General features: G+C 48.8%; 17 protein-coding genes and 1 pseudogene. 6 read left to right on the forward strand and 12 right to left on the reverse strand.

The window, feature by feature from the left end; all coding sequences use genetic code 11:
- Positions 1–22 precede the first annotated feature (22 nt).
- The 9 genes from ACQ5BJ_RS14880 to ACQ5BJ_RS14920 form a co-directional block, all read right to left on the reverse strand.
- Complete coding sequence (locus tag ACQ5BJ_RS14880) at positions 23–1,216, reverse strand: HEAT repeat domain-containing protein (RefSeq protein WP_005543288.1); 1,194 nt, start codon at positions 1,214–1,216, stop codon at positions 23–25.
- A gap of 124 nt (positions 1,217–1,340) precedes the next feature.
- Positions 1,341–3,560 (reverse strand): hypothetical protein, encoded by a 2,220-nt coding sequence (locus ACQ5BJ_RS14885; protein WP_430111205.1) that lies wholly within the window; start codon positions 3,558–3,560, stop codon positions 1,341–1,343.
- 404 nt (positions 3,561–3,964) lie between these two features.
- Positions 3,965–5,503, reverse strand: coding sequence for a PH domain-containing protein (locus ACQ5BJ_RS14890; protein WP_430111208.1), 1,539 nt, complete (start codon positions 5,501–5,503; stop codon positions 3,965–3,967).
- Complete coding sequence (locus tag ACQ5BJ_RS14895) at positions 5,493–5,978, reverse strand: PH domain-containing protein (RefSeq protein ID WP_040735244.1); 486 nt, start codon at positions 5,976–5,978, stop codon at positions 5,493–5,495. Before ACQ5BJ_RS14895 ends, ACQ5BJ_RS14890 begins: the two co-directional genes overlap by 11 nt.
- A 32-nt stretch (positions 5,979–6,010) precedes the next feature.
- Complete coding sequence (locus tag ACQ5BJ_RS14900) at positions 6,011–7,057, reverse strand: LolA family protein (RefSeq protein ID WP_262866377.1); 1,047 nt, start codon at positions 7,055–7,057, stop codon at positions 6,011–6,013.
- Positions 7,058–7,062: 5 nt separating this feature from the next.
- Positions 7,063–8,559 (reverse strand): HAMP domain-containing sensor histidine kinase, encoded by a 1,497-nt coding sequence (locus ACQ5BJ_RS14905; protein ID WP_430111211.1) that lies wholly within the window; start codon positions 8,557–8,559, stop codon positions 7,063–7,065.
- Positions 8,556–9,263, reverse strand: a complete 708-nt coding sequence (locus ACQ5BJ_RS14910; RefSeq protein WP_005543296.1) for a response regulator transcription factor — start codon at positions 9,261–9,263, stop codon at positions 8,556–8,558. Before ACQ5BJ_RS14910 ends, ACQ5BJ_RS14905 begins: the two co-directional genes overlap by 4 nt.
- Before the next feature lie 313 nt (positions 9,264–9,576).
- Positions 9,577–10,680, reverse strand: a complete 1,104-nt coding sequence (locus tag ACQ5BJ_RS14915; protein WP_197266293.1) for a D-alanine--D-alanine ligase — start codon at positions 10,678–10,680, stop codon at positions 9,577–9,579.
- A 60-nt stretch (positions 10,681–10,740) separates the two neighbouring features.
- The gene (locus tag ACQ5BJ_RS14920) at positions 10,741–11,745 is read right to left on the reverse strand and encodes an amidase domain-containing protein (protein ID WP_268598951.1); all 1,005 of its coding nucleotides are present in this window, start codon (positions 11,743–11,745) and stop codon (positions 10,741–10,743) included.
- Between the two features lie 325 nt (positions 11,746–12,070).
- Here ACQ5BJ_RS14920 and acnA point away from each other — a divergent pair, with 325 nt between their 5' ends.
- The 3 genes and pseudogenes from acnA to ACQ5BJ_RS14935 all read left to right on the forward strand — a co-directional run bounded on the left by acnA (position 12,071) and on the right by ACQ5BJ_RS14935 (position 17,200).
- Positions 12,071–14,794, forward strand: coding sequence for an aconitate hydratase AcnA (gene acnA / locus ACQ5BJ_RS14925; protein ID WP_268621285.1), 2,724 nt, complete (start codon positions 12,071–12,073; stop codon positions 14,792–14,794).
- A gap of 490 nt (positions 14,795–15,284) precedes the next feature.
- Positions 15,285–15,905, forward strand: a pseudogene (locus ACQ5BJ_RS14930) (flavin reductase family protein).
- 209 nt (positions 15,906–16,114) lie between these two features.
- A complete protein-coding gene (locus ACQ5BJ_RS14935; RefSeq protein ID WP_268598952.1) occupies positions 16,115–17,200 on the forward strand; it encodes a glycosyltransferase family 61 protein in 1,086 nt (361 codons plus the stop codon).
- A gap of 272 nt (positions 17,201–17,472) precedes the next feature.
- On the opposite strand, the gene ACQ5BJ_RS14940 is transcribed toward ACQ5BJ_RS14935, so the two are convergent.
- Positions 17,473–18,012, reverse strand: coding sequence for an S-layer homology domain-containing protein (locus tag ACQ5BJ_RS14940; RefSeq protein ID WP_430111216.1), 540 nt, complete (start codon positions 18,010–18,012; stop codon positions 17,473–17,475).
- Positions 17,993–18,322, reverse strand: coding sequence for an S-layer homology domain-containing protein (locus tag ACQ5BJ_RS14945; RefSeq protein ID WP_430111219.1), 330 nt, complete (start codon positions 18,320–18,322; stop codon positions 17,993–17,995). The genes ACQ5BJ_RS14940 and ACQ5BJ_RS14945 overlap by 20 nt, the downstream gene beginning before the upstream one ends.
- Before the next feature lie 401 nt (positions 18,323–18,723).
- Here ACQ5BJ_RS14945 and ACQ5BJ_RS14950 point away from each other — a divergent pair, with 401 nt between their 5' ends.
- Positions 18,724–20,130 carry a hypothetical protein gene (locus tag ACQ5BJ_RS14950; protein WP_005543305.1) on the forward strand — a complete coding sequence of 469 codons (1,407 nt, stop codon included), beginning with the start codon at positions 18,724–18,726 and terminating at the stop codon, positions 20,128–20,130.
- A 136-nt stretch (positions 20,131–20,266) separates the two neighbouring features.
- On the opposite strand, the gene ACQ5BJ_RS14955 is transcribed toward ACQ5BJ_RS14950, so the two are convergent.
- On the reverse strand, positions 20,267–20,980 hold the full coding sequence (locus tag ACQ5BJ_RS14955) for a nitrous oxide reductase accessory protein NosL (protein ID WP_430111223.1): 714 nt from the start codon (positions 20,978–20,980) through the stop codon (positions 20,267–20,269).
- A 211-nt stretch (positions 20,981–21,191) separates the two neighbouring features.
- Here ACQ5BJ_RS14955 and ACQ5BJ_RS14960 point away from each other — a divergent pair, with 211 nt between their 5' ends.
- On the forward strand, positions 21,192–22,178 hold the full coding sequence (locus ACQ5BJ_RS14960; RefSeq protein WP_268598955.1) for a YncE family protein: 987 nt from the start codon (positions 21,192–21,194) through the stop codon (positions 22,176–22,178).
- A gap of 18 nt (positions 22,179–22,196) precedes the next feature.
- Positions 22,197–22,874: a response regulator transcription factor gene (locus ACQ5BJ_RS14965; protein ID WP_005543308.1), complete on the forward strand. Its 678-nt coding sequence runs from the start codon at positions 22,197–22,199 to the stop codon at positions 22,872–22,874.

Below are 22,874 nucleotides of genomic sequence, written 5' to 3' on the forward strand. Positions count from 1 at the left end.
ACCATATATCAGAAGCAAATCTCTAAGCAGAATAATCGCCTCCTACACTTCGGAATATCGGTGCGGCCGCTGCCTTGCCGAAATACTGTTCATACAGCATCCGCTTTGTCGCTTGGCTCGCCTTCTGCTTGCGTCGCTTGGCAAAATAGTGCTCGCGCAGCAGCTCCTCGTGGATGCGGTCTTTGGCCATATCCGATTTGTAAGGGTCGTCTTTTTCGAGCGCCGCCTCACACAATGCCCGGAAGCCCTCATCCCCCATCGTAGCTAAGCTCTTCGAACTGTAGTAACGAACCCACCAGTTGGTGTCGGTCAACGCTTCCTTCAGAATGACAATACTAACAACATGGTGGTATGTACCGAGCGACTCCGCAACCGCCGCCCGAACCTCCCATTCCGGATCCTTGAACCAACTGCATAATCTATCTTTCGTCAGTACGCTGCCAGTGCGAACGAGCAGTTTAATTGCCAAGGAACGAATATCCTTATCTTTGTTGTCCGCAAGCTTGAGCAGCGCCGGTGAAAGCTCCGGTCCCGCATGCCCGCGCAATGCAAGCAGAACCGTTTTGACCAAACAATTATTGTTATCACCTAAGCATTTGACAAGAAGCGGAGTAACATCTATAGATGATTCCTCTAATATTTCAGCGGCAAACAGCTCATTATGCTGCTCGCGACCCGCAAGCTCACGCAGCATCACTTCCAAGGAAGTTGCATCGTCCGCACATTTGGCTATCGCCCGGGCAATGACACGCACCAGTTCAGCCGCCTTCTCTTGTCTTAGCAGTTCCAGCAGCTGTGGTACCGCTTGGGGCGATCTCATGCCTCCCAAGCGGAAGGCTGCTTGCATTTGCTTCGCGTAGAACATACTGTTCAGTTTCTTCAAATCTGCTTGAACGAGCCCCATATCCTCACACAGCCTCGTCAGCTTTTCCCGCTGCTTTCCACGGAATCTCTCTATCCATTCCATCAGTTTGTCCTGGATGACCCTAGCCTCCAATTGAGTTACCGCCCCCTTCGGCGGCTGGAAGGAGCCTTCGTCCCCAATATGGCGCTGCAAATAAATGAAATAGGGTTTGAATTTCTTCATAATCGCGTCCTGTTGCTGCATTAGACGTATATTCCTAGCTTTCATGATGAGCAGTATGAATACGCCGACACTAATAAGGCCAAGGCAAACGTAGATGAAAGATACAGCAAAGTCCAACTTGGTATACATGTAACGTGTGCCTCCTTTGTTTCACGAAAATGACAGTCCTAAAGCTCCCTGTTGGCCTTGCAAGCTGCATGGAACTCAGAACATCATTAGGAAATCGTGTGCAGCCTACATATGGCCGCTTATGTCATGGAAGACGATGAAATATTTCCTTCATGTCGTAATAACTTTGCTTCAAGCGTTCAGTGTAACCAACTTTATCCCACTGTTTCCATGTGTAAACTTGGATATTGTGTAAGGAATAGTTCTTCAGTGCACGTGTCTGTGCCCCAGCCATGGATTTCGTTTCTTTGTCGACTACCCAAGGCAAAAATCGAATGCCTTCTGTCTGTATCGTTGACAGATCGCGCTTACGCTCTACTTTCCCGTAAGAAATCACTTGTTTCGTACTTGGGTCGGCGAAGCCAAGCAGCATCCACGGGATTCGAATTTCGACGATGTTATCCTTCGCATTCCAAGTTGCTAACGAATTGTATGACTTACTGTTCGGATCGTTCGTCCCTCTTATCAGCTTGCCTACGACGATATCCTGGAATGGATGGGCAGATCTCGTATCCGGCGGCTCCATTTTCAAACTGACGGCCAGCTTCCATGGATTGAACAGTCCTGAGTTATCCTTCATTTCCTCCGGCTTCGGTTCAACCATCCAATAGCCGGAAGGGCCATATAAACGGTTGTTAAAGTCATAATTTGAAGCGATGCGCACCTCGCTATTTTTACCGATAACGGTCAGCGTTTCCAGCCCTTCATCCAGCTTCAAGCCAGGAAGCTCCTTCATCGAGCGATTGCCGCCAGTCTGCGTATGCGCTCCGATGTACAAGGTCTGCTTCTCTGGATCGAACGGCTTATCCAACTTAAGCATCGTATATACATAGCCTTCGTCATGGGTCGCCCACATCTCCTGGACACCCGGCAAATCTGGCTTCAGCAGCATCTTCTCTTCGTCAGGAATTGCATCCCAATCCTTCGCGTCGCCATCAATAACAATGGCGTCTTCCTTGCTCGGATACATTCCTAGTAGCCCGAACATTTTCTCATTCGTCAATACGTTGAGCCAGTATGGCCTGCGATCAGCTGGAACTTCGATTTTCATCGTATTCCATGTCTTCTTAAACCACTCGTCCTGCCACATGAACAATATGGCTCCCGCATAATGCTCATCATAAATATCCTGCGTGAGCGAAGCATCGATACGCCCTTGTTCCCGCTCATCATGGCCGCCTTGATTGCGCCCACCCATGCCTAAATGGGAGATTCCAATCGAAGACGGTACGCCATATTCCGTTATCATGACTGGCAAGTCCTTGAACTCCGCCTTCAGCTTGCGCAAATAAGCCTTATACGTATTGAACTGTCCCTGCTTATCGCGTATCGTCTGCAATGAAGCATCCAAGTGGAAGAAGTCCGGGTAATACGGATAGACGTGATAGGCAGCAAAATATCCCGCATTCCAAGCCTTCGGCTGAATATGTCTTGCATCGACACTTACCATATCTTCCTGAAACAAGGGCTCTCCCGGATGCTTTAGCACATCCGTCGTCACCCAATTCGTGAATGTCATCGGATGATGCCAACCATATTCGTTCTCCACCGCGGCAGTGTAATCAAGCATTTCGGCGAGCCAACTCTCGAATGGACTCGCTTGCCTTGTGGAGCTAAAATGAGCGCCGGTATAGGCCTCCACTTTGTTATGCTTCTTATTCGTCTGATCAACCATCACAGGATCCCACTCTGTGCCGATATGCCAAGCCATCAAGTAGTCTCCTGCATTTGTTCGGTACTTGCCCTTCGCTGTCCCGGCATTGTCGGGGAGCGTGACATCTCCGTATACGGCGCGAACGACCTTTTCAATTTCACGCTTGAACTTATCCTTGATGTTCGGCAAATAAGCATCCTGAGATTCGATAAGCTCTTCTTCAGGTGACCATATGCCTTGAATAAAATAGAGCGGGCGCTCCGCCTTATCGCGGTTAAACTTTACAAGCGCTTCGTAGAATACCGGATTATGCACCGTGTATACCCGAATCACATTCGCGCCCATATCATGTATTTGTTGGAACCAGCGCAGATAATCCTCCTCTTGAATCGGGAATTCCCCGGGGAAGTAACCTGGCAATGTTGCGCCTAAGTTGACTCCCTTGGCAAAGATCGGCTCAAAGCCGCCTTCTTTGTATTCCAGAATGCGGTCGCCTTCCGTCTTGAATTTCAGCTTGATGCCATCCTCACCAGCATAGGCAACAGGCTTGGAAGACAGCAATTCCGGCATCCAATACAATCCGCCTGCAAGTATGATCACAATCGGCATCAGTATGCCTATTATTAGATTTCGTTTTTGTCTACGGTTCATGAATATTCGCCTGTTCACCCTCTCTGCGAGTGTTGTCCGCAACCTTATCTACTATCTAACCAAGTTTTTTTCTGGAATAACATGGTTATTTAGTCGCGTTTTGAAAACTAGGACCCTGATTTTCCATGATTAATTGCAGCGTTGAAGTAGTGAAAAAGCCTATTGTAAAGCGATTTATCCCCTCCTTTCTCGATATGATAAATGGATCGTTTGGAGAATTTGTAAATCGACTTCATTTGTCATCATTAGACGCTGCAAAAGCAAAAAAGTTTCGTTTTTGTAACCATTTTACCAATAATATGTATTTCTCTCGGACTTTGGTCACCCCTTTTCGTAAAGATCCGTCCATCTGTACCACAGCCATTTGGTGCACACAAAAAAACAGGAGGACAGATCCTCCTGTTTTATTCACCCTTTTTCCGGCTGTACCACAGCCATACGCGCGCAACGTCCTGTTCTGAAAAACAATTCGCGGTATAGGAATGCCCGCTCATAATCGTAACCCGCAGAGAGCGGATGCACCGCTGCCGCTGAAAATAATTGTCCTTCGCCGAGATAGATACGATATGCGGTCTCAGCATGTAATGCGACTTTCTCGCGATCGCGCGAGTACGAATCATGAGCTGCTTGTCCTGAATCCCCATTCCCGCGTCCTTTAGTCGCAGTGTCCCCATTCCAAGCAATATCGGCATCAGGAGCCACAGCCAATGGGCCATCGTCCCCTGCCACCAATAGAGCAGGCCATGAGCAATGAAGAAGAGCAGCAGTTCCATGCGAACATAGTACCACCAAGACCGTCCAGGAGGCCGATGCTGCACTGTATTCTGATCCATATTGACTTGGGGTACAAAATGAGCTACTAAGTCCGGGATATCCCGAACTCGCACAAGCGGATGAAGCAACAGCGATTCCTTCTTGTCCGCCGACAGAACTCCTACCTCCACCTGCGCATAACCGAGCAGTTGCCGAAGCATGCCCTCTTTCACGATAATCTCTTGTACACGTCCTGGTTTAAAGGCGTTCACCTTTTTTTCGAACAGCCCATAGGAAATGACGATTTCCTCTCCCTGTACAACTGCCGTAAAGCGGTAGTATTTCGCAACGAAAAGCAGTGTTGAGATGAACCAGGCAAGGATAAAGCCCCCAACTCCGAGCACAATGTAAGTCAGGTGACTTGGAAGCAAGGACATGACCTGATCCATAATTTTTTTGAGAAGTCCTTCGGGCAAAATCAACTTCAACAAATCATCTGCGAAATTCGTAATCGCCACATAGAAGGCAAGCAGCATGCCCAGATGGATCGTTGTCGCCGAAGAGAGGAATAACGTTCCTATCCCCAGCCTTATGTCCCGTGCCGAGAAGCCCGTGCCCTTCGTCTGCCTGTCCTGATCCATCTGATCCACGCCCGCTGTCGCACGGACATTGTTACTAGACCGCGAATCAACGGCTTCCGCTATCGTCATAGTTGTAGGTACATCGCCGCGTTCCAGGCCGATATGCTCGGTTCCTTGCTTGCGCAGCATCAAGACTGTACGCAGCTCCTCAGCATGTGCAAGCGACAATGTAGGCAGCACGCCGTCTCCATCCGCCTCTCCGCCAGGCGTTTCGATCTTTAGTTGAGCCGTACGGCTTAAGCGCTGCAGGAAGGACTGCTCCAAGCGTACCGAGTGAATGCGCCGATAAAAAATCGTTTTTTCTTCCCGAACAAAAATTCCTTTATTGATGACGAGCTTATCTTCCTCAAAGCGGAAGGTAAACCTTCTCCAATCCAGCACCGCATCTATGAGCGCATAGACAACAATGGCAGCAAAAAGCATCTGTATCCACAAATGATCCTTAGCCTTCCATGCGTAGAGAATGAGGAAAGGCCATATGGCCTTGGCTACCTGTAGAATCGAAAATCCCATGTGCAGCGGATGAAGGCGCATCTCCTTATTCTTCATGGTCATCCACCTTCGCCAACTGTGCGATTCTTGCTTTCAACCACTGGGCCTCCTCCTCCTGCACTGCAAGAATATGATGCGTAGTGGCTGCCGTCACAACAGATACCTGCGACAGTCCAAACTTGCGGAGTAGTGGGCCGCGTTCTGTCTCCACATGCTGTACCCGATTCATAGGTACAATCGTATGTTTCAAATAAATGACCCCTGACTGAATATGCAATTCTTCCTCAAACACTTCAAATGCAAAATAACGATAGGTTAATGACGGCTCAATCCATACGAACCAAACGAATGATAATCCCCATAAGCCTGCTGCAATCCATGCAGGATACAATATCCAGCCCTGTATAGAAGCAATTATGGCATATGCAGCAATAATCGCAGCCAGTATGACGTGGGCAATTACACCTGCAATTCGAGATGCTTTCTTATAATCAGGATGCAGCCTGTGCCGTAGCTTGATGTCCATATCCATATCCATATCCATCCCCTTCACCAGCAGGAAACTTATTTGCTCATACCCTCTGCAATCTTGATCAACTCTTCTTGTCCCACATCCGGATTTGTAGGAATTAATGTATATCGGAAGCCGCCTTCATCCCAAGTTAGCGAGTGTATTTCATCCCAATACCATCCCGTCGTACCGCGTACCTCAACTGCCGTCCCTCGATCCCTTTTGGAGTCGGCAGGCGTTTTGAACAGACTTTCATTTATATAAGACACATTGTTTTTGTCATACTCCAAGGAGATTTCCGTGCGCTTCATTTCTCCCTCCAACTGCGTCAACTCCGTCTTCTTTAATGAAAATTCCTTATCTTTTATTTGTAGAAATGGGGCTCCTGCCGCTTGCTTCGCTTCTTCCAAGGATACCAGCTTCACCGGATTCAGCTCATTAATATCACGTACCGGAATGTCTTTCGGTATGCTCAACTGGAACGTACCTGCCGTAAACTTCGGCGCCATATCCAGCTTCGTATATTCGAACATGGATTTGACCGCACCGCTATCGATTTTGCTCTTTATCACCATCCAAGAAGACTGATCGACCCATAACTCCATTTGCTTCAGCAGGGCATCCTTCTTCTTGGATGCAGCCTTAATATGAACCGTTTGATGCTCGCCGACTTTCTCTTTCCCCATCGATTCAATATGATATGATTTGTTTAAATGCTCCAGCATACTTTTCAACTGCTCCCGCTGTGACATCGGCCGCATCCCGTCGCCTACTTCCATTTTGAACGCCTGCTGATTATGCTCATCCCATACCGTAATCAGCTTGCCGTCACTCACAGATACAGCCCGTTCGTTATCCTTGATTACTTCTTCTCGTTTTTTCTTCGTCTCTGCATCCGACCACTCCTTAATCGCATAACGCTCTGTTTCCTTCCCGTTCTCGTACGTGACCATGACCCCTTCCGCATAGTACGATAGTTCTCTTTTTCCTGCTTCCAGCGCCTGGCTAACGAGCTGCTCTCCGCTCCATTTCGCACTATCGGCACATCCGGTAAAGATCAAGCTGCTTGCCAGCAATAAGCTTCCTGTTATTCGGAACATCTGCTTCATCCTTCCTCTATTTCTGATTCCCGTTCGGACGAAAATCGACATGCTAACAACGTGCCATGCGGTGCGGCCGACCAAACGCCAATGCACCCGCCATGCCGCTCTGCAATCATGCTTGCGATACTAAGTCCGAGCCCCGATGATCCCCCAGTATGAGATTTTGTCCTTGCCCTGTCAGCCTGGTAAAATGGCTGGAACAGCTTCTCCAAATCCTGCGGCGCGATCGGCTCCCCTTCATTCTGAACGAGCAGCACTAATGAATTTCCTCGCCAAGCTTGTACACTGTCTGCAAATTCCGGGAACAACCATTCCGGCAATGCCTGATTCTCTGAAAAGGCCCCCAGCCAAATCCTCTGTTCGCACGGTGTATAACGTATGGCATTGCCCATCAGGTTATCTGTCAGCCGCACCATCTGCTTCGCATGGAACGGGTAGACACCCGACACCTCATTGCTCACTTCAAGATGAATGCTGCGCTGCGCGCATATCGCATCATAACCCGAAAACAGCATATCGAACAGTTCTTCTCCATCGACGAAAACACGCTCCTGCTCATTTCCTCTCTCTGAAGTACGAAGCGCTGTGTAGGTTGCCAAATCGTCCAGCATCTGTTGCATGTAGCCGATTTTGTCGAACATAATGTCGAAGTATTCCCGCTTCTCTTCCTCCGTTACCTGCTTGTCCTGCTGCAACGATTCTGCATACGCTCGAATCGAGGTAAGCGGCGTCTTCAAGTCATGGGACAACGATGCGATCATATAGTCCCGCTCCCGCTGTTCCGCAGCAATTTGCCCTCTGGCCTGCTCAATCTGCTCCTTCATGCCGTGAAAATGTGCGATCAAGGCCCCCATTTCGTCCTTTGTAGTGCGGCCCATATCGGGAACCGGTTCATTGCGGGCAAAGGCTGTCATTTGCCGCATCAGTTGCTTCATCGGCTGATTCAGCTTTCGCTGAATCACCACGAGCGCACCGCCATACAGGGCAATAAAGAACAGCACGGCACAGCCGATGACGGTATACGTACGGTACTGGAAGGCATTAAGCCACTGTTCGCGCACCATCGTGATTTCATAGAACCCAATGAGGGATCCTTTCTCGAACACCGGCTTTTTCACCATATACGTATCATGGCTTTGCTCCAGCTTGTACAGGTTCTCGTACAACTGCTCCGGATTAACACGGTATATAGAAGGGAGCAGCCTATTCTCCATTGAAGTAAATACTTGAACACCATCTGCTCGATACAGCGTGATCTTAAGCGAGTGACTTGCGACTCTACTGACCGTTAGGAACTTATCCTGCGGCTGGATGTGATACAGCGAAGGTGATTCTATCACCTGCTCTACTTCACTTAGGCGCTTCATCACATCCATATATTCGGCTAGTCCCTTCGTCTCATCATAGGACTGCAGCAGCCCAAATAAAGCAGCGAATGCCACAAGGGGCAAAATCATAACGACAAGACAGGTGATCATCAGCCAATGAGTAATTTTCATGTGCACCGCTCACCAATGAATCGATAGCCCGTTCCCCATACCGTCTGTATATATGTGGGATTGCGCACGTCATCCCCGAGCTTCGTGCGCAGGCTCTTAATATGAACGGACACGGTATTGTTGCCTTCCGCATCTGCCTGCTTCCATACATGTTCATACAATTCCTTCTTCGTAAAGGCGCGCTGTGGATGATGAGCAAGAAGTACTAGAAGCGCCCATTCCTTGACTGTTAAGGCGATGGGCTGACCTCCCACGCTAGCGAGTTGCTGCTCTTCATCAATGGCGAGTCCGCCTTCGAAGGACAATCTGTTCGTTGAGACCTCAGACCCATCCGCGTACCGTTTGAATCTTCGCAGGTGCGAATCAATTCTAGCCGTAAGTTCGGACAGGCTGAACGGTTTTGTTACGTAATCATCTGCTCCGAGCTTCAAGCCCTGCACCTTTACCTCATCCTCAAGCCGGGCACTTAATATAAGAAGCGGAGCGTCGCTCGACAGCCGGATATTTTTACATAATGTGAACCCATCCATCTCCGGCAACATCAAGTCAACGATAGCCATGTCATACGCACCGCTGCGAAAGTCCTCCCAGCCCTCCAGTCCTGTGGAAGACCAAGTAACTTTGAACCCTTCCCGGCGCAAATGATCTCCAACAATTCTCGCGATTTCTCTATCATCTTCGACAAGTAATATGTTCGCTTTCATGTGTCCCTCGCTCCTTGTCTACATTATAGTTGTCTCTGTGCGCATTCTTTCGGATTTTATACTTTCTTTATAAGCGATCCGAATTAGATGCTGACATAAATACCTGCGATCTCTTTTACTTTCGAGCAAAATAATAGATATAGCAGATCCAACTTTCGGTTCCTATTTCTGTAATTCTCTGATTTCCATTTCCAACCATAAGATATCCATACTTCCTATCATAAAAAATGGGCCCGCCCAGCAAGTAGATTCTCTACTTACAAGACAGCCCATTCGTATCTTCCTATAAATATGTTACATAAGTGCCGTATGCTTACACGTTCTCAAAATAAAGCTGCTGCTTTACCTCATAGCGTTCAAGCGCCAGTTGAATCAAGCGATCCAGCAGCGCACCGTACGCAAGACCTGTTTCCTTCCACATGAGCGGATACATGCTGAACGGCGTAAAGCCTGGCATTGTATTTACTTCATTGATGAACACCTGCATATCTGAACGGCGTACAAAGAAGTCTACGCGAGACAAGCCGGAGCCATCTATCGCACGGAATGCGGTAACTGCCATCTCGCGAAGGCGATCCAACAGCTCTTCGTCCAGCGGCGCAGGAATGACAATTTGAGATTTGCCGTCGAGATACTTTGCCTTGTAATCGTAGAACTCACCCGAGGACACAATTTCCCCTGGCACGGATGCGTCTGCTTCGTCATTGCCAAGCACGCTTACTTCTACTTCGCGAGCATCTACGAACTCCTCTACAATAACCTTGCGGTCATAACGGAGCGCAACCTCAATCGCTTGTTGCAGCTCCACATCATTGCGCGCCTTCGAAATGCCTACCGACGAGCCCAGGTTAGCTGGCTTAATGAAGCATGGGAAGCCAAGCTCTGATTCAATATTAGCCATAACATCAGCCTGATGATTCTTCCATTCACTGCGAATGAAATGAACATATTTGCACTGAGGCAAGCCCGCATGCGCAAATACCTGCTTCATCACGGCCTTATCCATACCAACAGATGATGCCAGTACGCCTGCGCCGACATAAGGTACGTTTGCCATTTCAAACAAACCTTGGATCGTGCCATCCTCTCCATTCGTTCCGTGAATCAGCGGGAACATGACGTCGATCCGCTGCTCCGCTATCCCATTGCGATCCACTCGAGCGAACAGCATTTCCATTGCATCCTTCGTGTGCCCAGCAGCCTCTTCTAATGTAAGTTCCGATTTATCGCTAAACGGTTGATGGCGCACTTCTCCTATGCGCCATTCCCCTACCTTCGTAATATAGAAAGGAATAATTTCATATTTCTCGTAATCCATTGCTCCCATAACGGCAAATGCCGTCGATAATGATACTTCGTGTTCTCCTGATTTGCCGCCGTACACCAAGCCGACGCGCATCTTCTGCTGTTGTCCCATAATTCCCTCCGTCAGCGCATCAAGCGCCTGTTGTCCCCCTACGCTGTCTTCATTGTCCTTTTATAAGGCATCGACAATATGAAGGAAGCGATATTGCGTCGCCTCTGTCCACGCGTAAGAATCCTGATAGTCCCAATAACGGTGGCGGCTATTTGTCGTATGTGCATTGATGAGCGGCATGCCGTTCACATCAAATGCGGTAACGATCGTTGTATGTTGGTAATGGCCGTTGCCATCCCAGTCATATGCGATAATATCGCCGAGCTGCAGCTCTGTTGGCTGTTCAACCAGTTCCGCCCGCAAACCAGTTCCACTATTCGCAAGCAAACGCTCCAGGCTGTTTGCAACTGCCCAGCTATAGCTCCAACCTTCTTGACCGTTGACCATCCCTTTATACCACCAGCCCGCTTCTCTTCTACCAGTATAGTTCATAGGCACTCCCCCTGCAAAGAGACATTGGGAGACATAATTGGTGCAATCGACCTCAAACGACAGAAAACGGGGATTGGGCTCATTCCACCACTGCTCTGCATATTGTACAGCCTTCTCCCGGCGATACGGAACTGATTTCTGAGGCCGCATATTACCTAACACATCACGATTTAATAAAGGTAAAGAGCGGCTCTGCTTTTCGGCGTAACTTCTCGTCTCTACTAGTTCGCCCTCTACTTGATTGCCATGACGCTCATAGGCCGGTGTTTCTACACGAGTAATAATCCACCTGTCACCGTCACGGTTCAAAATTAACCGCTCGATATCGATTCGCTCATCGAATAAGGTCACGCCCTGCTGGTCATATTCGCGCTGGACATGAAACTCTAAATCAACAGCTACCTCTCCGTCGCCTTCATGCTTGCGCACAATCTTCGCCTTCGTCTCACTTTTCAGCGGTGTCGTTCCGCGTTCGCGATACCACAATTTCAATCTTCTAGCCCGCTCGCTTGCCTTCATGACATAATCCATATCTTCAATAGGAGCCTGAACTGCGTAATTCCGATCATCCACTTCAGATCGATTATGTTGATCTACATATAGGTACAGCGTATTCTTCCAATCTTGCCGCATGCTACTGCCTCCTTGTACGGGCGCGCCTCCGGCGGACAACCGTCCTTGAAAGCCGCGGTATATTGCTACCATTATATGCATCTATCACATCGCTCATGTCGTGAGGATATTTGAAGCAAAGAGCACGTACATTTAGGCATTTTTATGCAGAAAAACCTCTTTACGCTCATACGGGAACACGCTATACTGGAGATGTGAAGCAATTATGAAATTATGTTTCATCTGGTGAAACAGAAAGAAAAACAACTACCTGTAATACCTACCAACATACTTTGATTCAGCATCACCAAGCAAGAGAACACAGAACCAAGAAGGAGGTTTCTCTATGGCAAGAACAGATGCTTTTTCTACAGCACGCGAGCTAACCGTCGGCAATCATTCCTACCGTTATTACAGCTTGGAGGCGTTCGAGGCGCAAGGCCACGATATTTCCCGCCTTCCATTTTCGATCAAGGTGCTGCTTGAAGCAGCCCTGCGCCAATTCGATGGCCGCGCCATTACGAAGGATCACGTGAACCAAATCGCCAATTGGGCGAATGGCCGTGATGAGAATAAAGAGATTCCATTCATTCCAGCACGTATCGTGCTTCAGGACTTCACGGGCGTACCAGTCGTTGTCGATCTTGCAGCGATGCGGGATACAGTGAAAAAAGCCGGTGGAGATCCGAAGCAAATTAACCCGCTTGTTCCGGTTGATCTCGTAATCGACCACTCTGTCATGGTTGATGCATTCGGCTCAAAGGATGCTCTCGAATATAACATGAACGTGGAATTTGAGCGCAATGAAGAGCGCTACCGCTTCCTTCGCTGGGCGCAAACCGCGTTCGACAACTTCCGTGCAGTACCGCCTGCAACAGGTATCGTTCACCAAGTTAACTTAGAATACTTGGCTTCCGTAGCTGCTACGAAGCAGGTCAATGGCGTTACCGAAGTATATCCTGACTCGCTCGTTGGCACAGACTCGCATACGACGATGATCAACGGTCTTGGCGTTGTAGGCTGGGGTGTCGGCGGTATTGAGGCAGAAGCTGGCATGCTCGGACAGCCGCTCTACTTCGTTACGCCAGAGGTAATCGGCTTCAAGCTGACAGGCAGCTTGGCGGAAGGCGCTACGGCGACTGACCTTGCGCTGACGGTTACCCAAATGCTGCGCAAGAAGGGCGTAGTCGGCAAGTTTGTTGAATTCTTCGGCCCAGGCCTTGGAAACATCAGTTTGGCCGACCGCGCAACTGTAGCGAACATGGCTCCAGAATACGGAGCAACGATCGGCTTCTTCCCAGTTGACCAAGAGACATTGAATTACATGAGATTGACTGGCCGCTCCGAAGAGCAAATCGAGCTCGTTAAGGCGTATTATACAGCTCAAGGATTATTCCGCACGGAGGCTACAGAAGATCCGGTGTTCACGGATGTCATTGAATTGGATCTCGGCTCGATCGTACCAAGCTTAGCAGGTCCAAAGCGCCCGCAGGATCGTGTGGAACTGACGAACATGAAGCAATCCTTCCTTGATATCGTGCGTACGCCGATTGATAAGGGCGGATATGGACTCAGCGACGAGAAAATCGAACAGCAAGTTACTGTTGCTCATCCGAACGGTGAGACAACACAACTGAAAACAGGTGCTGTTGTGATCGCGGCAATCACCAGCTGTACGAATACTTCCAACCCTAGCGTAATGATCGGCGCAGGACTTGTTGCGAAGAAGGCGGTAGAGCGCGGCTTGAAGAAGCCAGCTTACGTGAAGAGCAGCTTGACTCCTGGTTCGCTGGTCGTTACAGAATATTTGAACAAATCCGGCTTGATCGAGCCGCTCGAAGCGCTTGGCTTCCACGTTGCTGGCTACGGTTGCGCTACATGTATCGGTAACTCTGGTCCGCTTCCTGACGAGGTAAGCAAGGCGATCGCAGATGAAGATATGACCGTTGCAGCTGTCTTGTCCGGTAACCGCAACTTCGAGGGCCGTGTCCATGCACAGGTAAAGGCGAACTACCTTGCTTCTCCTCCGCTCGTTGTGGCATATGCACTCGCAGGTACAGTCAACATCGACCTTGCGAGCGAGCCACTCGGCTACGACAACAACAATGAGCCTGTATTCTTAAAGGATATTTGGCCTACATCTGAAGAAATTAAAGAAGCTGTTGCCCAAGCGATTTCGCCAGATATGTTCCGTGCCAAATACGAAAATGTATTTACGCAAAACGAACGCTGGAACTCCATTCCAGTTCCAGAAGGCGAATTGTATGAGTGGGATGAAAAGTCCACGTACATTCAGAATCCTCCGTTCTTCTCGAACCTCGGTTCTGAATTGAACGATATTGCAGATATCCGCGACGCGAAGGTATTGGCGCTGCTCGGCGATTCCGTAACAACTGACCATATTTCTCCAGCCGGCAATATTAAGGCAGACAGCCCAGCAGGAACATACTTGATCGATAACGGTGTTGCTCGTCAAGACTTCAACTCGTACGGTTCCCGCCGCGGCAACCACGAGGTCATGATGCGCGGTACATTCGCGAATATCCGCATCCGCAACCAGATTGCTCCAGGCACAGAGGGCGGCGTAACGAAGTACTTGCCTACGGATGAAGTCATGTCCATCTATGATGCTTCCATGAAGTATCAAGCGGAAGGGACGAACCTGATCGTTATTGCAGGTAAGGAATATGGTACAGGAAGCTCCCGTGACTGGGCTGCTAAGGGCACTTATTTGCTCGGCGCAAAAGCTGTTATCGCAGAAAGCTTCGAGCGCATCCACCGTTCCAACCTTGTCGGTATGGGCGTGCTCCCGCTGCAATTCCAAGACGGAAACAGTTGGAAAACACTTGGCTTGACGGGAACAGAAACCTTCAGCATCGTTGGCTTGTCCAACAGCGTAGAGCCGGGACAAACCCTGCAAGTGCAGGCGACACGCGAAGACGGAACGCAATTCGAATTCCCGGTTACCGTTCGTCTCGACAGCATGGTTGATGTAGACTACTATCATAACGGTGGTATCCTGCAAACGGTGCTCCGCCAAATGATTGCGCAAGAACGCTCGCACGCGTAACCATAAATAAGATCGGCCCAACATTGTAAATGAAAGAGCACCCCTTACAGCAATATTGGCAGGGCACCTTATGTGTTCATCCAATAAAGTGTAAGGGGTGCTTTTTAGTTCAAAGAAAAAAAGAGAAGTATAACTCAACAATTTACGGCTGTAATGATTGAATGATTGTAATGAAAAACTCAGCAATGGCAGCTTCAGCTATCTCCCTTTTCTGCAAGTTTTCTCTGTATGGAGAGCTGTTCACGTCTCAACTCCATCTGTTTTCTTTGAGAGTCACACACATCTAAACGCCGACCGAATCCGAAAGGAATCAACCTACGCCTTCTCGTTTCTATATAAACGTCACCCTGAGATTACTCTGTAGGAATCGTTAGGTCGATTCCGAGCGTTTCTTTCAAGCCTGCCGCCCCCGACTTCGTTATATGAATGGCCCTCGTATCCGGCAGCCTCTTTATCCAGCCCAGCTCCAGCATTCTTTCCGCATCAACCTATGGAAACGAGCAAACAAAAAATCGTAACAAAACACATTCAACCGAAAACCCTCTATTATGGAACACCCGTTATTTTATTGAGCACCTTAAATGAAGATGGAACTGTCAATATTAGCCCCCTGTCCTCCTCTTGGGCGTTAGGGAAATGCGTTGTGCTCGGAATCGGGCTAGAAAGCAAAGCAATTGAAAATCTACAGCGTCATCAAGAATGCGTCATCAATGTGCCAAGTCCTGATTTGTGGAGAAATGTCGAAAAGCTGGCGCCTTATACAGGAAAGCAGCAGGTTCCTGAATGGAAGCTGCCGGTAGGGTTTTCTTATTATAAGGATAAATACGAGGCAGGTGAACTGACGCCGATTGAGTCATTTGCCGTACAGCCTACACGCATTGCGGAATGACCGATTCAAATTGAAGCACAGGTGAGACATATCCGTATCCCCGAGCATACTTCGTTTATGGCAATTGTCGAGACGGAAGCTGTTCATGTGCATGCCCACCAGCATTTCCGCATCGACGATAATCATATCGATCCTCGGAAATGGAGTCCTCTGATTTATAACTTCCGCCATTACTTCGGATTGAGTGCTGAGCTGGGTAAGACATACCGAGCAGAAACATAAATCAGCAAAAAAAGCCGCCGTACCGGAAAAGTAAGATCCTTTTTCCGGTCAGCGTATTTATCATTCCAAGTTGAACATGTATGTGAAAATTGTGCATCTTCCCCTTTGGAACTGCCCTCGCTGCCCCTTGTTCTTTTGCATACTCTATTCATAGAGTCTATTCACGGCATATTGCAACTGAAACAATCTGCAAAAGGAGGGCTGGAGTGATGAATATATTTCCGAATCAGACTTATAAACGAACCCGAGACTGGGCTGCCGGAACCGCTCTTAACCTTCAACAATTTCAAGAACGATATCGTGTGATTTATCCTAGTGAAACGATTATGCTGCCCCCGCCCAAAGGAGTGGACACGCCTCGATGGGGATCTATCTGTCACTTTGATGAGGCATTCGTGGCAGTAATACCGGGAGGAAGGGTCATGACAGGGAGCGGTCACGTCGTAACCCCCGACCATTTCCGGCTTCAAGACGTTGAACTTCCCCCTTATCCTTACCCGTTCAATGAGCTTCCTGAGCCGCAATATACGCCAGAAACTGTAGCCACATTAATGTGGGGCTGGAATATTCCCGGCTATGCATATCACCAAGCTATTTTTGGGCATTGGTTTTTTGATTATTTGCCTCGCATTCATTTGCTGGAGCAGAGCGGAATCGCTATCGACAAGTATTTGGTTGGCCAACTGACGCATTCTTTCCAATATGAGTCGCTGCAAATGATCGGCTTTCCGATGGAAAAGTTAATTCAAGTTGACCGCAACGATTTCCATTTGGTCGCAAACAAGCTGGTCGTGCCGGCCATCCCGTTCCTTATTGGCGGGTGTCCACGCTGGGCCAATCAATTTATTCTCACCCGTTTGAAAGATACTTCCATCGCTCCCCGTCCTGGCTATGAACGAATCTATGTCAGCCGCCAAGATGCATTCGCTCGTCACGTCATCAATGAAGAGGAAGTCATGCAGGTTTTGGCCGAGAAGGGCTTTGTCCGCATTGTGCTTACACCGCTGTCCACGGCGGAGAAGATTGCAATCTATTCATCCGCGCAAGTTATCGTCTCGCCGTTCGGAAGCGGAAGCATTAATACCGTGTTTTGTAATCCAGGCTCTACATTGATCGAACTGACGCCGATAACGGTTATGGATGGATACTTTTGGAAGATAAGCAATCATGCAGGGATGAATTACTATGAGGTTCTATGTGATATCGAGCAGCCGCCAAAACCGCTCGCTGGCTTTGATAATCTGATCGTCAACATCGACAAGCTAAAGCACGTGCTTCATATGGCAGGCATTTAAGTATCTAAGTATTTTAGTATTTAAGGCATGCCTGCCATATGGTGGGCCAAGATCCCAGTGAGGATTAGGGGCCAGCACAGGACAAGATCAATAAACGCAACATCCTTATCGATTACAAAAAAGAAAGCATTGCTTTATACCCACTGTGTGGAATGAAGCAATGCTTTCTCCTCTAATCGGCACCTTTCCGTTTCCGATCCTGAATCACTCATTAAAGAATGGGAACGGAAAAAACGTAATGCTATTAATCCGTAATTTCTACCACGACAACATTACCGCCAAACGGATCCAAGCGATATTGCCCTGGAGCCAAGCCCTGGGTTATGATCCCCGCCACCATATACGTATGTATTTCCTTTGACCTTCACGTTTTTCAAATGAACATCGCCTTCACCAACTTGTTTGCCGATAATCAGATCCCCGTCAATAACGGTGTTTTGCAGTGTTACTCCTGCCGCATTGATGAAAACCGTGCCTTTCAATTGCTGCTCTCCCGTTGTGGGACCGTGTACACCTTCCGCACCAATCCATGTGCCATAAGCATCGAAGACACGATCGAGCAGTGTAATTGCTTCAGCTCGCGTGATTCCTTGATTCGGGCGGAAGGAGCTATCTGCATATCCCTTCATCAGCCCTTGTTCGGTTACCGCGGCAACCGCCGCTTGCGCCCATGTCGCGATCCGCTTACTGTCCTTCCAAGGCAAGTTGCGCTCAGAGGATGCGAGCTTCATTATCGTTTGCAAGGACACTTCCGCCTCTTGGCGCGTTAATGTCTCTTGCGGTTTGAATTGCTTAGTGCCATGCCCTTTCATATTTCATATAGCCTGCGTTGACAGCTGCCGCTATATCTTGGGTGTACCAATTCTTCTCTGCCACATCGATAAAGCCCGGCTGCTTGCCTGGCTGTGGCTGGAACATGCGTCCTAGCAGCGCTGCCCACTCCGCTCGCGTCACCATTCGATTTGGGACAAAGGATTGCGCCTCATTGCCTTGCACAACACCGCGCTTGCTCCATTTTAGTGCCGCCTGCTGCGCCCAATGGCCTGACAAATCCGTGTACAATACCTTCGAATTGTCATTCTCCTCCTGAATGCCCCCCCATCCTACTATCCTTCGAGTCATTCATTGCCGCATGTGCCGGTGCAGCCATGGTGAAGAGCAAGCTGCTGACTAGCAAGCTGGACAACCATGTTCTCCAATTGTCTTTCAATTCTTTCATCCCCTAACGTATATCTAAGCTGCTATAGTAGTTCCAAATACTCATTTCATTCTTTTTTAACATTTATGAATAAGTATTTAGACCTTCTCACTCCGTACAGGAAGAGGTTCTTTAGATCTACCCCTTTTTGCCTTACTTGTTATTGGAAAGTAGATTGAAAATGTTAATATGATCGTTAAAATTTCAACCATTATCATGACCATATGATAGGTATTCGCATAGGATAAAACACATAATTCGAAGTGGCTTCACGCTTCCGAAATCTATGTTAACGCTTGCAATATTTTTTGGGGAGGCGATTCCATTGGATGTCACGCTTGTCGGGATACACTGGTTGTATCTCTTGTTCATTGGGCTTATTATTGGCTTTCTCATCATGCGGAGGGATACAACAATCGTATGTATGGCGGGGATTTTCCTGCTGGGCTTGCTTGCGACTGCCTCAGTCAGCTCAGCGGTCAGCGGCATTTTCACCAGCTTCATTTATGCTATTAGAGAATTACTTGGCACCATTCTTATCATTTCTATTATTGTTGCGATGAGCCGCGTGCTTCTCGCATCCGGCATTAATGAAACAATGGTTTCACCGTTCACCAAGCTTATGCGCGGACCCGCGCTTGCCTACTGGACGGTCGGGATCGTTATGGTTGTCATCAGCACCTTCTTCTGGCCCTCTCCCGGCGTTGCCCTTATTGGCGCTGTCCTGCTGCCTGCCGCGATTCGCGTAGGGCTGCCGCCGCTAGCTGTAGCAATGGCTATGAACCTATTCGGTCACGGAATCGCGTTATCCGGTGACTTCATTATTCAGGGAGCTCCGAAGCTTACCGCCGATGCTGCCGCATTGCCGGTGAAAAGCATCCTTGAAGCAAGTGTCCCGCTCGTGCTCGTAATGGGAATTGCAACAACATTCGTTGCTTTCTGGATGATGCGCCGCGATATGGGACTCGGACGTCTGACTATGAGCACAGGAATCGCTAAAAACAACGACCGCAGCAGCTTCGAAGTGACCCGTATCCCCTTATCCCCTGTCGCAAAAATGATTTTAGCCATTCTTATTCCCCTCCTCTTCGTTATCGACCTCATCATGTTGTTCCAGCTAAATCTTCAGGGCGGGGAAGCAACTGCGCTTGTCGGCGGGACGGCTGCAATTATCCTCATCACGGTTACTCTACTTACGCATCGCTTGCAGGCATTAGAGCAGACGACCAGCTATCTGGTCGATGGCTTTCAGTTCGGCTTCAAGGTGTTTGGCCCCGTCATTCCGATTGCAGCCTTCTTCTATTTAGGCGACTCTGCCTTCTTCGAAATCTTCGGTAAAACCCTGCCCTCCGCTTCACACGGCATTGTGAACGATTTAGGGATTGCGCTTGCGCACAGTGTTCCTCTCCATCCGGCTGCCGGCGCAATTACGCTCACCATCGTTGGCGCAATTACAGGACTGGATGGCTCGGGATTTTCAGGCATCTCGCTCGCTGGCTCCATCGCAGCTCTATTCGGTACCGCCATTGGCGGCGGAACCGACACCCTGACTGCTCTTGGCCAAGTAGCTGCAATCTGGGTCGGAGGCGGAACACTCATCCCTTGGGCGCTCATTCCCGCTGCAGCTATATGCGGAGTCAGCCCATTCGAGCTGGCGCGCCGGAACCTCGTTCCGGTTATCATCGGTTTAACCGTGACGACATTTGTTGCGATGCTGCTGCTTTTCTTATAACAACAAGTCCCGCCTGCCACCACTTTACAGCAACGACAGGCGGGACTATATATATGTCTAATCCAGCATTATCTAGACTCTTTTCAGCGTATTCATTTCAATTATGCCTGACAGATTCTCATTTTACTGTTCATCATCATTTATTGTGCTTATCCTCGCTTTTGTGTTTGCCATCCCCATTACTTCCATGATCCATTGACTTGTTCATACTGTCATTATGCATGCCGCCATTTTTCATTCTCGCTTTTCGCTTCAAATAGCGTTGGTGGGATATTTCATCAATTTCCTTCCACGTTGCTTCCTTGCCCTTTAGCGCTTGATTGTCCGACACGAACTTCTTTGCCGCGTCCTGTGTAGCGAACAACGCATAGCCATATTTCATCGGTGTCTTAATTTCCGCCTTTACCGGAGTTGAATCCTTCGCTGACACCCATTCCAAGGTACTATAATCTCTTACCCAGGATGCGGCCGGCTTCTCTTTCATATCTCGCTCATAATTCAATAAGCAGCCGACATCGTCAAAATAGAGATGCTGGCCATCTGCTGTCTGCATTTGCGCTGTAAACATCCCCATATCTTCTTCTCTCAAATAGATTTTCATTTGGCAAAAGGCGCATAAGTCCTCATGAGTCGGCTCCTCCGCATGTGGTGCAGCCAGCTCTTGCTTGGATTGTGTCTTATTTTCAGTTGATTGGCTAGCGAGTTCCTTCCCCGTATTCGAAATCGCTGCTCCTTCAACTGGTGCCGCAGCTTGTCCGCTCTTCTCTCCCGCATGGTCTGCACCGCCGCATCCAGCCAGCATACTCAGCATTATGATCGAACAAATAAAAATAGTTAACCCCTTTTTCATATAACACCCTCCACGATGGAATTCATTGACAAAACAAATGCTAGCAAGCAATTGTGAGGAGATTGTGAAGGAAATGAAATGAATTGTTGAACTTTATGTTGCAATTTTCCAAAAAGAAGTACAAAACTTCATAGATTTGATCAGATTTTATGTCTAAAGCCGCTATAATGTTGCTATATTCCATTTTTTGAATAACAGGAGGAAGCGCCTTATGCGCCCTGCATCTCTCATACTCAAGCTGCTGCCTATGCTTGTGCCGCTCGCTCTTGCTTTTGTTCTTGCCGGGTGCGGCAAGGAGCATTTCCAGCCCGTAGAGCAGCAGCCTATTATCGCCAGCGCCAATGTGAAGGATCACAGTCTCACCTTCCTTGATCCTTCCCGTAATAAAGTGTCCGCAACCTGGCAGCTTGATTTTCCGCTAAGCGGCGCCCTATTCCTCGGACAAGATCAGTTACTTGTCTACGGCAAGCAAGCGGACAAGGCCCTTATTTATCAATTGTCTACAGGAAAGCAGATCAAGACGTGGAACGTAGGCAAAGGTGTGGCTAATGCGCTGCTGTCCCATTCGAAGCAGCTTGTCTATGTTGTCGATCAGCACCATAAATCCATTCGTGCTTTCCGCCTGGACGGCACGCTTGAGTACGAGGTGCCTGTCGGCAAGCAGCCCCTGCATATGTATGAAGCGAAGGACGGAAGCAGGCTGTACGTCATCAATTTTGATGATACGACAATGTCCATTATCGACACAAAATCACACAAGGTTGTACAAACTTTCGGCATTAATGAATCTTCAGCTGGCGGACTGCTCTTGGACGATCGACGTGAGCTGTGGGTTGGCGGCCACGGAACCGGAGCAGAGGTCGAGTCGGACATCCATGTATACAACATGGATACTGGGTTGCTGATTCGACGCATCCCAGCTCCTTATATGCCCGTAAGCTTCGCTCAGACGAATACAGGCATATTTGCATTGAGCCACGGTTCCAATACGCTCCGCAAGTTCGATCGGAGCGCCGGCGCTGAGCTTGGCACGCTCAAAATTGGCGCCAATCCTTTTGAAATGAAGGCCATTGGCAGCTACTTATACGTCGCTAGCTATGACAGCAACGAAATCTATGTTATCGATCCCGAGTCACTCACCGTCAGCTCAATCATTCCCGTGGGTCAGGGGCCATTCCAGATCCTGTCCAACTCATAAGCACAAGGAGGAGCAAGCATGAACCAAACTCGATTGCTCATCATTGATGATGAAGATGATATGAGAGCACTCGTGCAAATGTACTTAAAGAACTCCGGATTTGAGGTGCATCAGGCCGCGAACGGCGAGGAAGCACTGGAAGTCCTGTCTGCCATGCCCATCGATCTAATTGTTGCCGATGTCATGATGCCGGTACTCGATGGCTTTACGCTCTGTCTGAACATACGCCAGTCCTCTAACGTCCCGATCGTCTTCTTGACCGCAAGAGGAGAAGAATGGGATCGCGTCTATGGCCTAAAGATCGGCGCCGACGATTATATCGTAAAGCCGTTCAGTCCAAGCGAACTGATCGCACGTATCGACGCGGTTCTGCGCAGAGTGCACCGGGAATCCGCAGAAGACAAAACGGTTCAACAGTACGGCCAGATCGAAATTAATGAACGAGGAAGAACAGTGAAGGTATGCGGCGAACCCTTATCTCTTACCTTGAAAGAATTTGAGCTGCTGCTCTTCTTATGCCGCCACCGTGGACAGGCACTCAGCCGTGAGCAGCTTCTGGAGCACGTGTGGGGCATCGATTACGAGGGCAGTGTTAGAACTGTAGATACGCATATCAAAACACTGCGCATTAAGCTCGGCAATGTGGGGGAATTCATTCAAACGATGTGGGGCATCGGATATAAACTTGAGGTGTAA

The sequence above is a fragment of the Paenibacillus sp. B1-35 genome (genome assembly GCF_050474385.1).
Lineage (GTDB): Bacteria > Bacillota > Bacilli > Paenibacillales > Paenibacillaceae > Paenibacillus_B > Paenibacillus_B alvei.

Coding starts and splice junctions, on each gene's coding strand:
- ACQ5BJ_RS14880 (WP_005543288.1), bottom strand. CDS start 1,216: ATGTATACCAAGTTGGACTTTGCTGTATCTTTCATCTACGTTTGCCTT.
- ACQ5BJ_RS14885 (WP_430111205.1), bottom strand. CDS start 3,560: ATGAACCGTAGACAAAAACGAAATCTAATAATAGGCATACTGATGCCG.
- ACQ5BJ_RS14890 (WP_430111208.1), bottom strand. CDS start 5,503: ATGAAGAATAAGGAGATGCGCCTTCATCCGCTGCACATGGGATTTTCG.
- ACQ5BJ_RS14895 (WP_040735244.1), bottom strand. CDS start 5,978: ATGGATATGGACATCAAGCTACGGCACAGGCTGCATCCTGATTATAAG.
- ACQ5BJ_RS14900 (WP_262866377.1), bottom strand. CDS start 7,057: ATGTTCCGAATAACAGGAAGCTTATTGCTGGCAAGCAGCTTGATCTTT.
- ACQ5BJ_RS14905 (WP_430111211.1), bottom strand. CDS start 8,559: ATGAAAATTACTCATTGGCTGATGATCACCTGTCTTGTCGTTATGATT.
- ACQ5BJ_RS14910 (WP_005543296.1), bottom strand. CDS start 9,263: ATGAAAGCGAACATATTACTTGTCGAAGATGATAGAGAAATCGCGAGA.
- ACQ5BJ_RS14915 (WP_197266293.1), bottom strand. CDS start 10,680: ATGGGACAACAGCAGAAGATGCGCGTCGGCTTGGTGTACGGCGGCAAA.
- ACQ5BJ_RS14920 (WP_268598951.1), bottom strand. CDS start 11,745: ATGCGGCAAGATTGGAAGAATACGCTGTACCTATATGTAGATCAACAT.
- acnA (WP_268621285.1), top strand. CDS start 12,071: ATGGCAAGAACAGATGCTTTTTCTACAGCACGCGAGCTAACCGTCGGC.
- ACQ5BJ_RS14935 (WP_268598952.1), top strand. CDS start 16,115: ATGAATATATTTCCGAATCAGACTTATAAACGAACCCGAGACTGGGCT.
- ACQ5BJ_RS14940 (WP_430111216.1), bottom strand. CDS start 18,012: ATGAAAGGGCATGGCACTAAGCAATTCAAACCGCAAGAGACATTAACG.
- ACQ5BJ_RS14945 (WP_430111219.1), bottom strand. CDS start 18,322: ATGACTCGAAGGATAGTAGGATGGGGGGGCATTCAGGAGGAGAATGAC.
- ACQ5BJ_RS14955 (WP_430111223.1), bottom strand. CDS start 20,980: ATGAAAAAGGGGTTAACTATTTTTATTTGTTCGATCATAATGCTGAGT.
- ACQ5BJ_RS14960 (WP_268598955.1), top strand. CDS start 21,192: ATGCGCCCTGCATCTCTCATACTCAAGCTGCTGCCTATGCTTGTGCCG.
- ACQ5BJ_RS14965 (WP_005543308.1), top strand. CDS start 22,197: ATGAACCAAACTCGATTGCTCATCATTGATGATGAAGATGATATGAGA.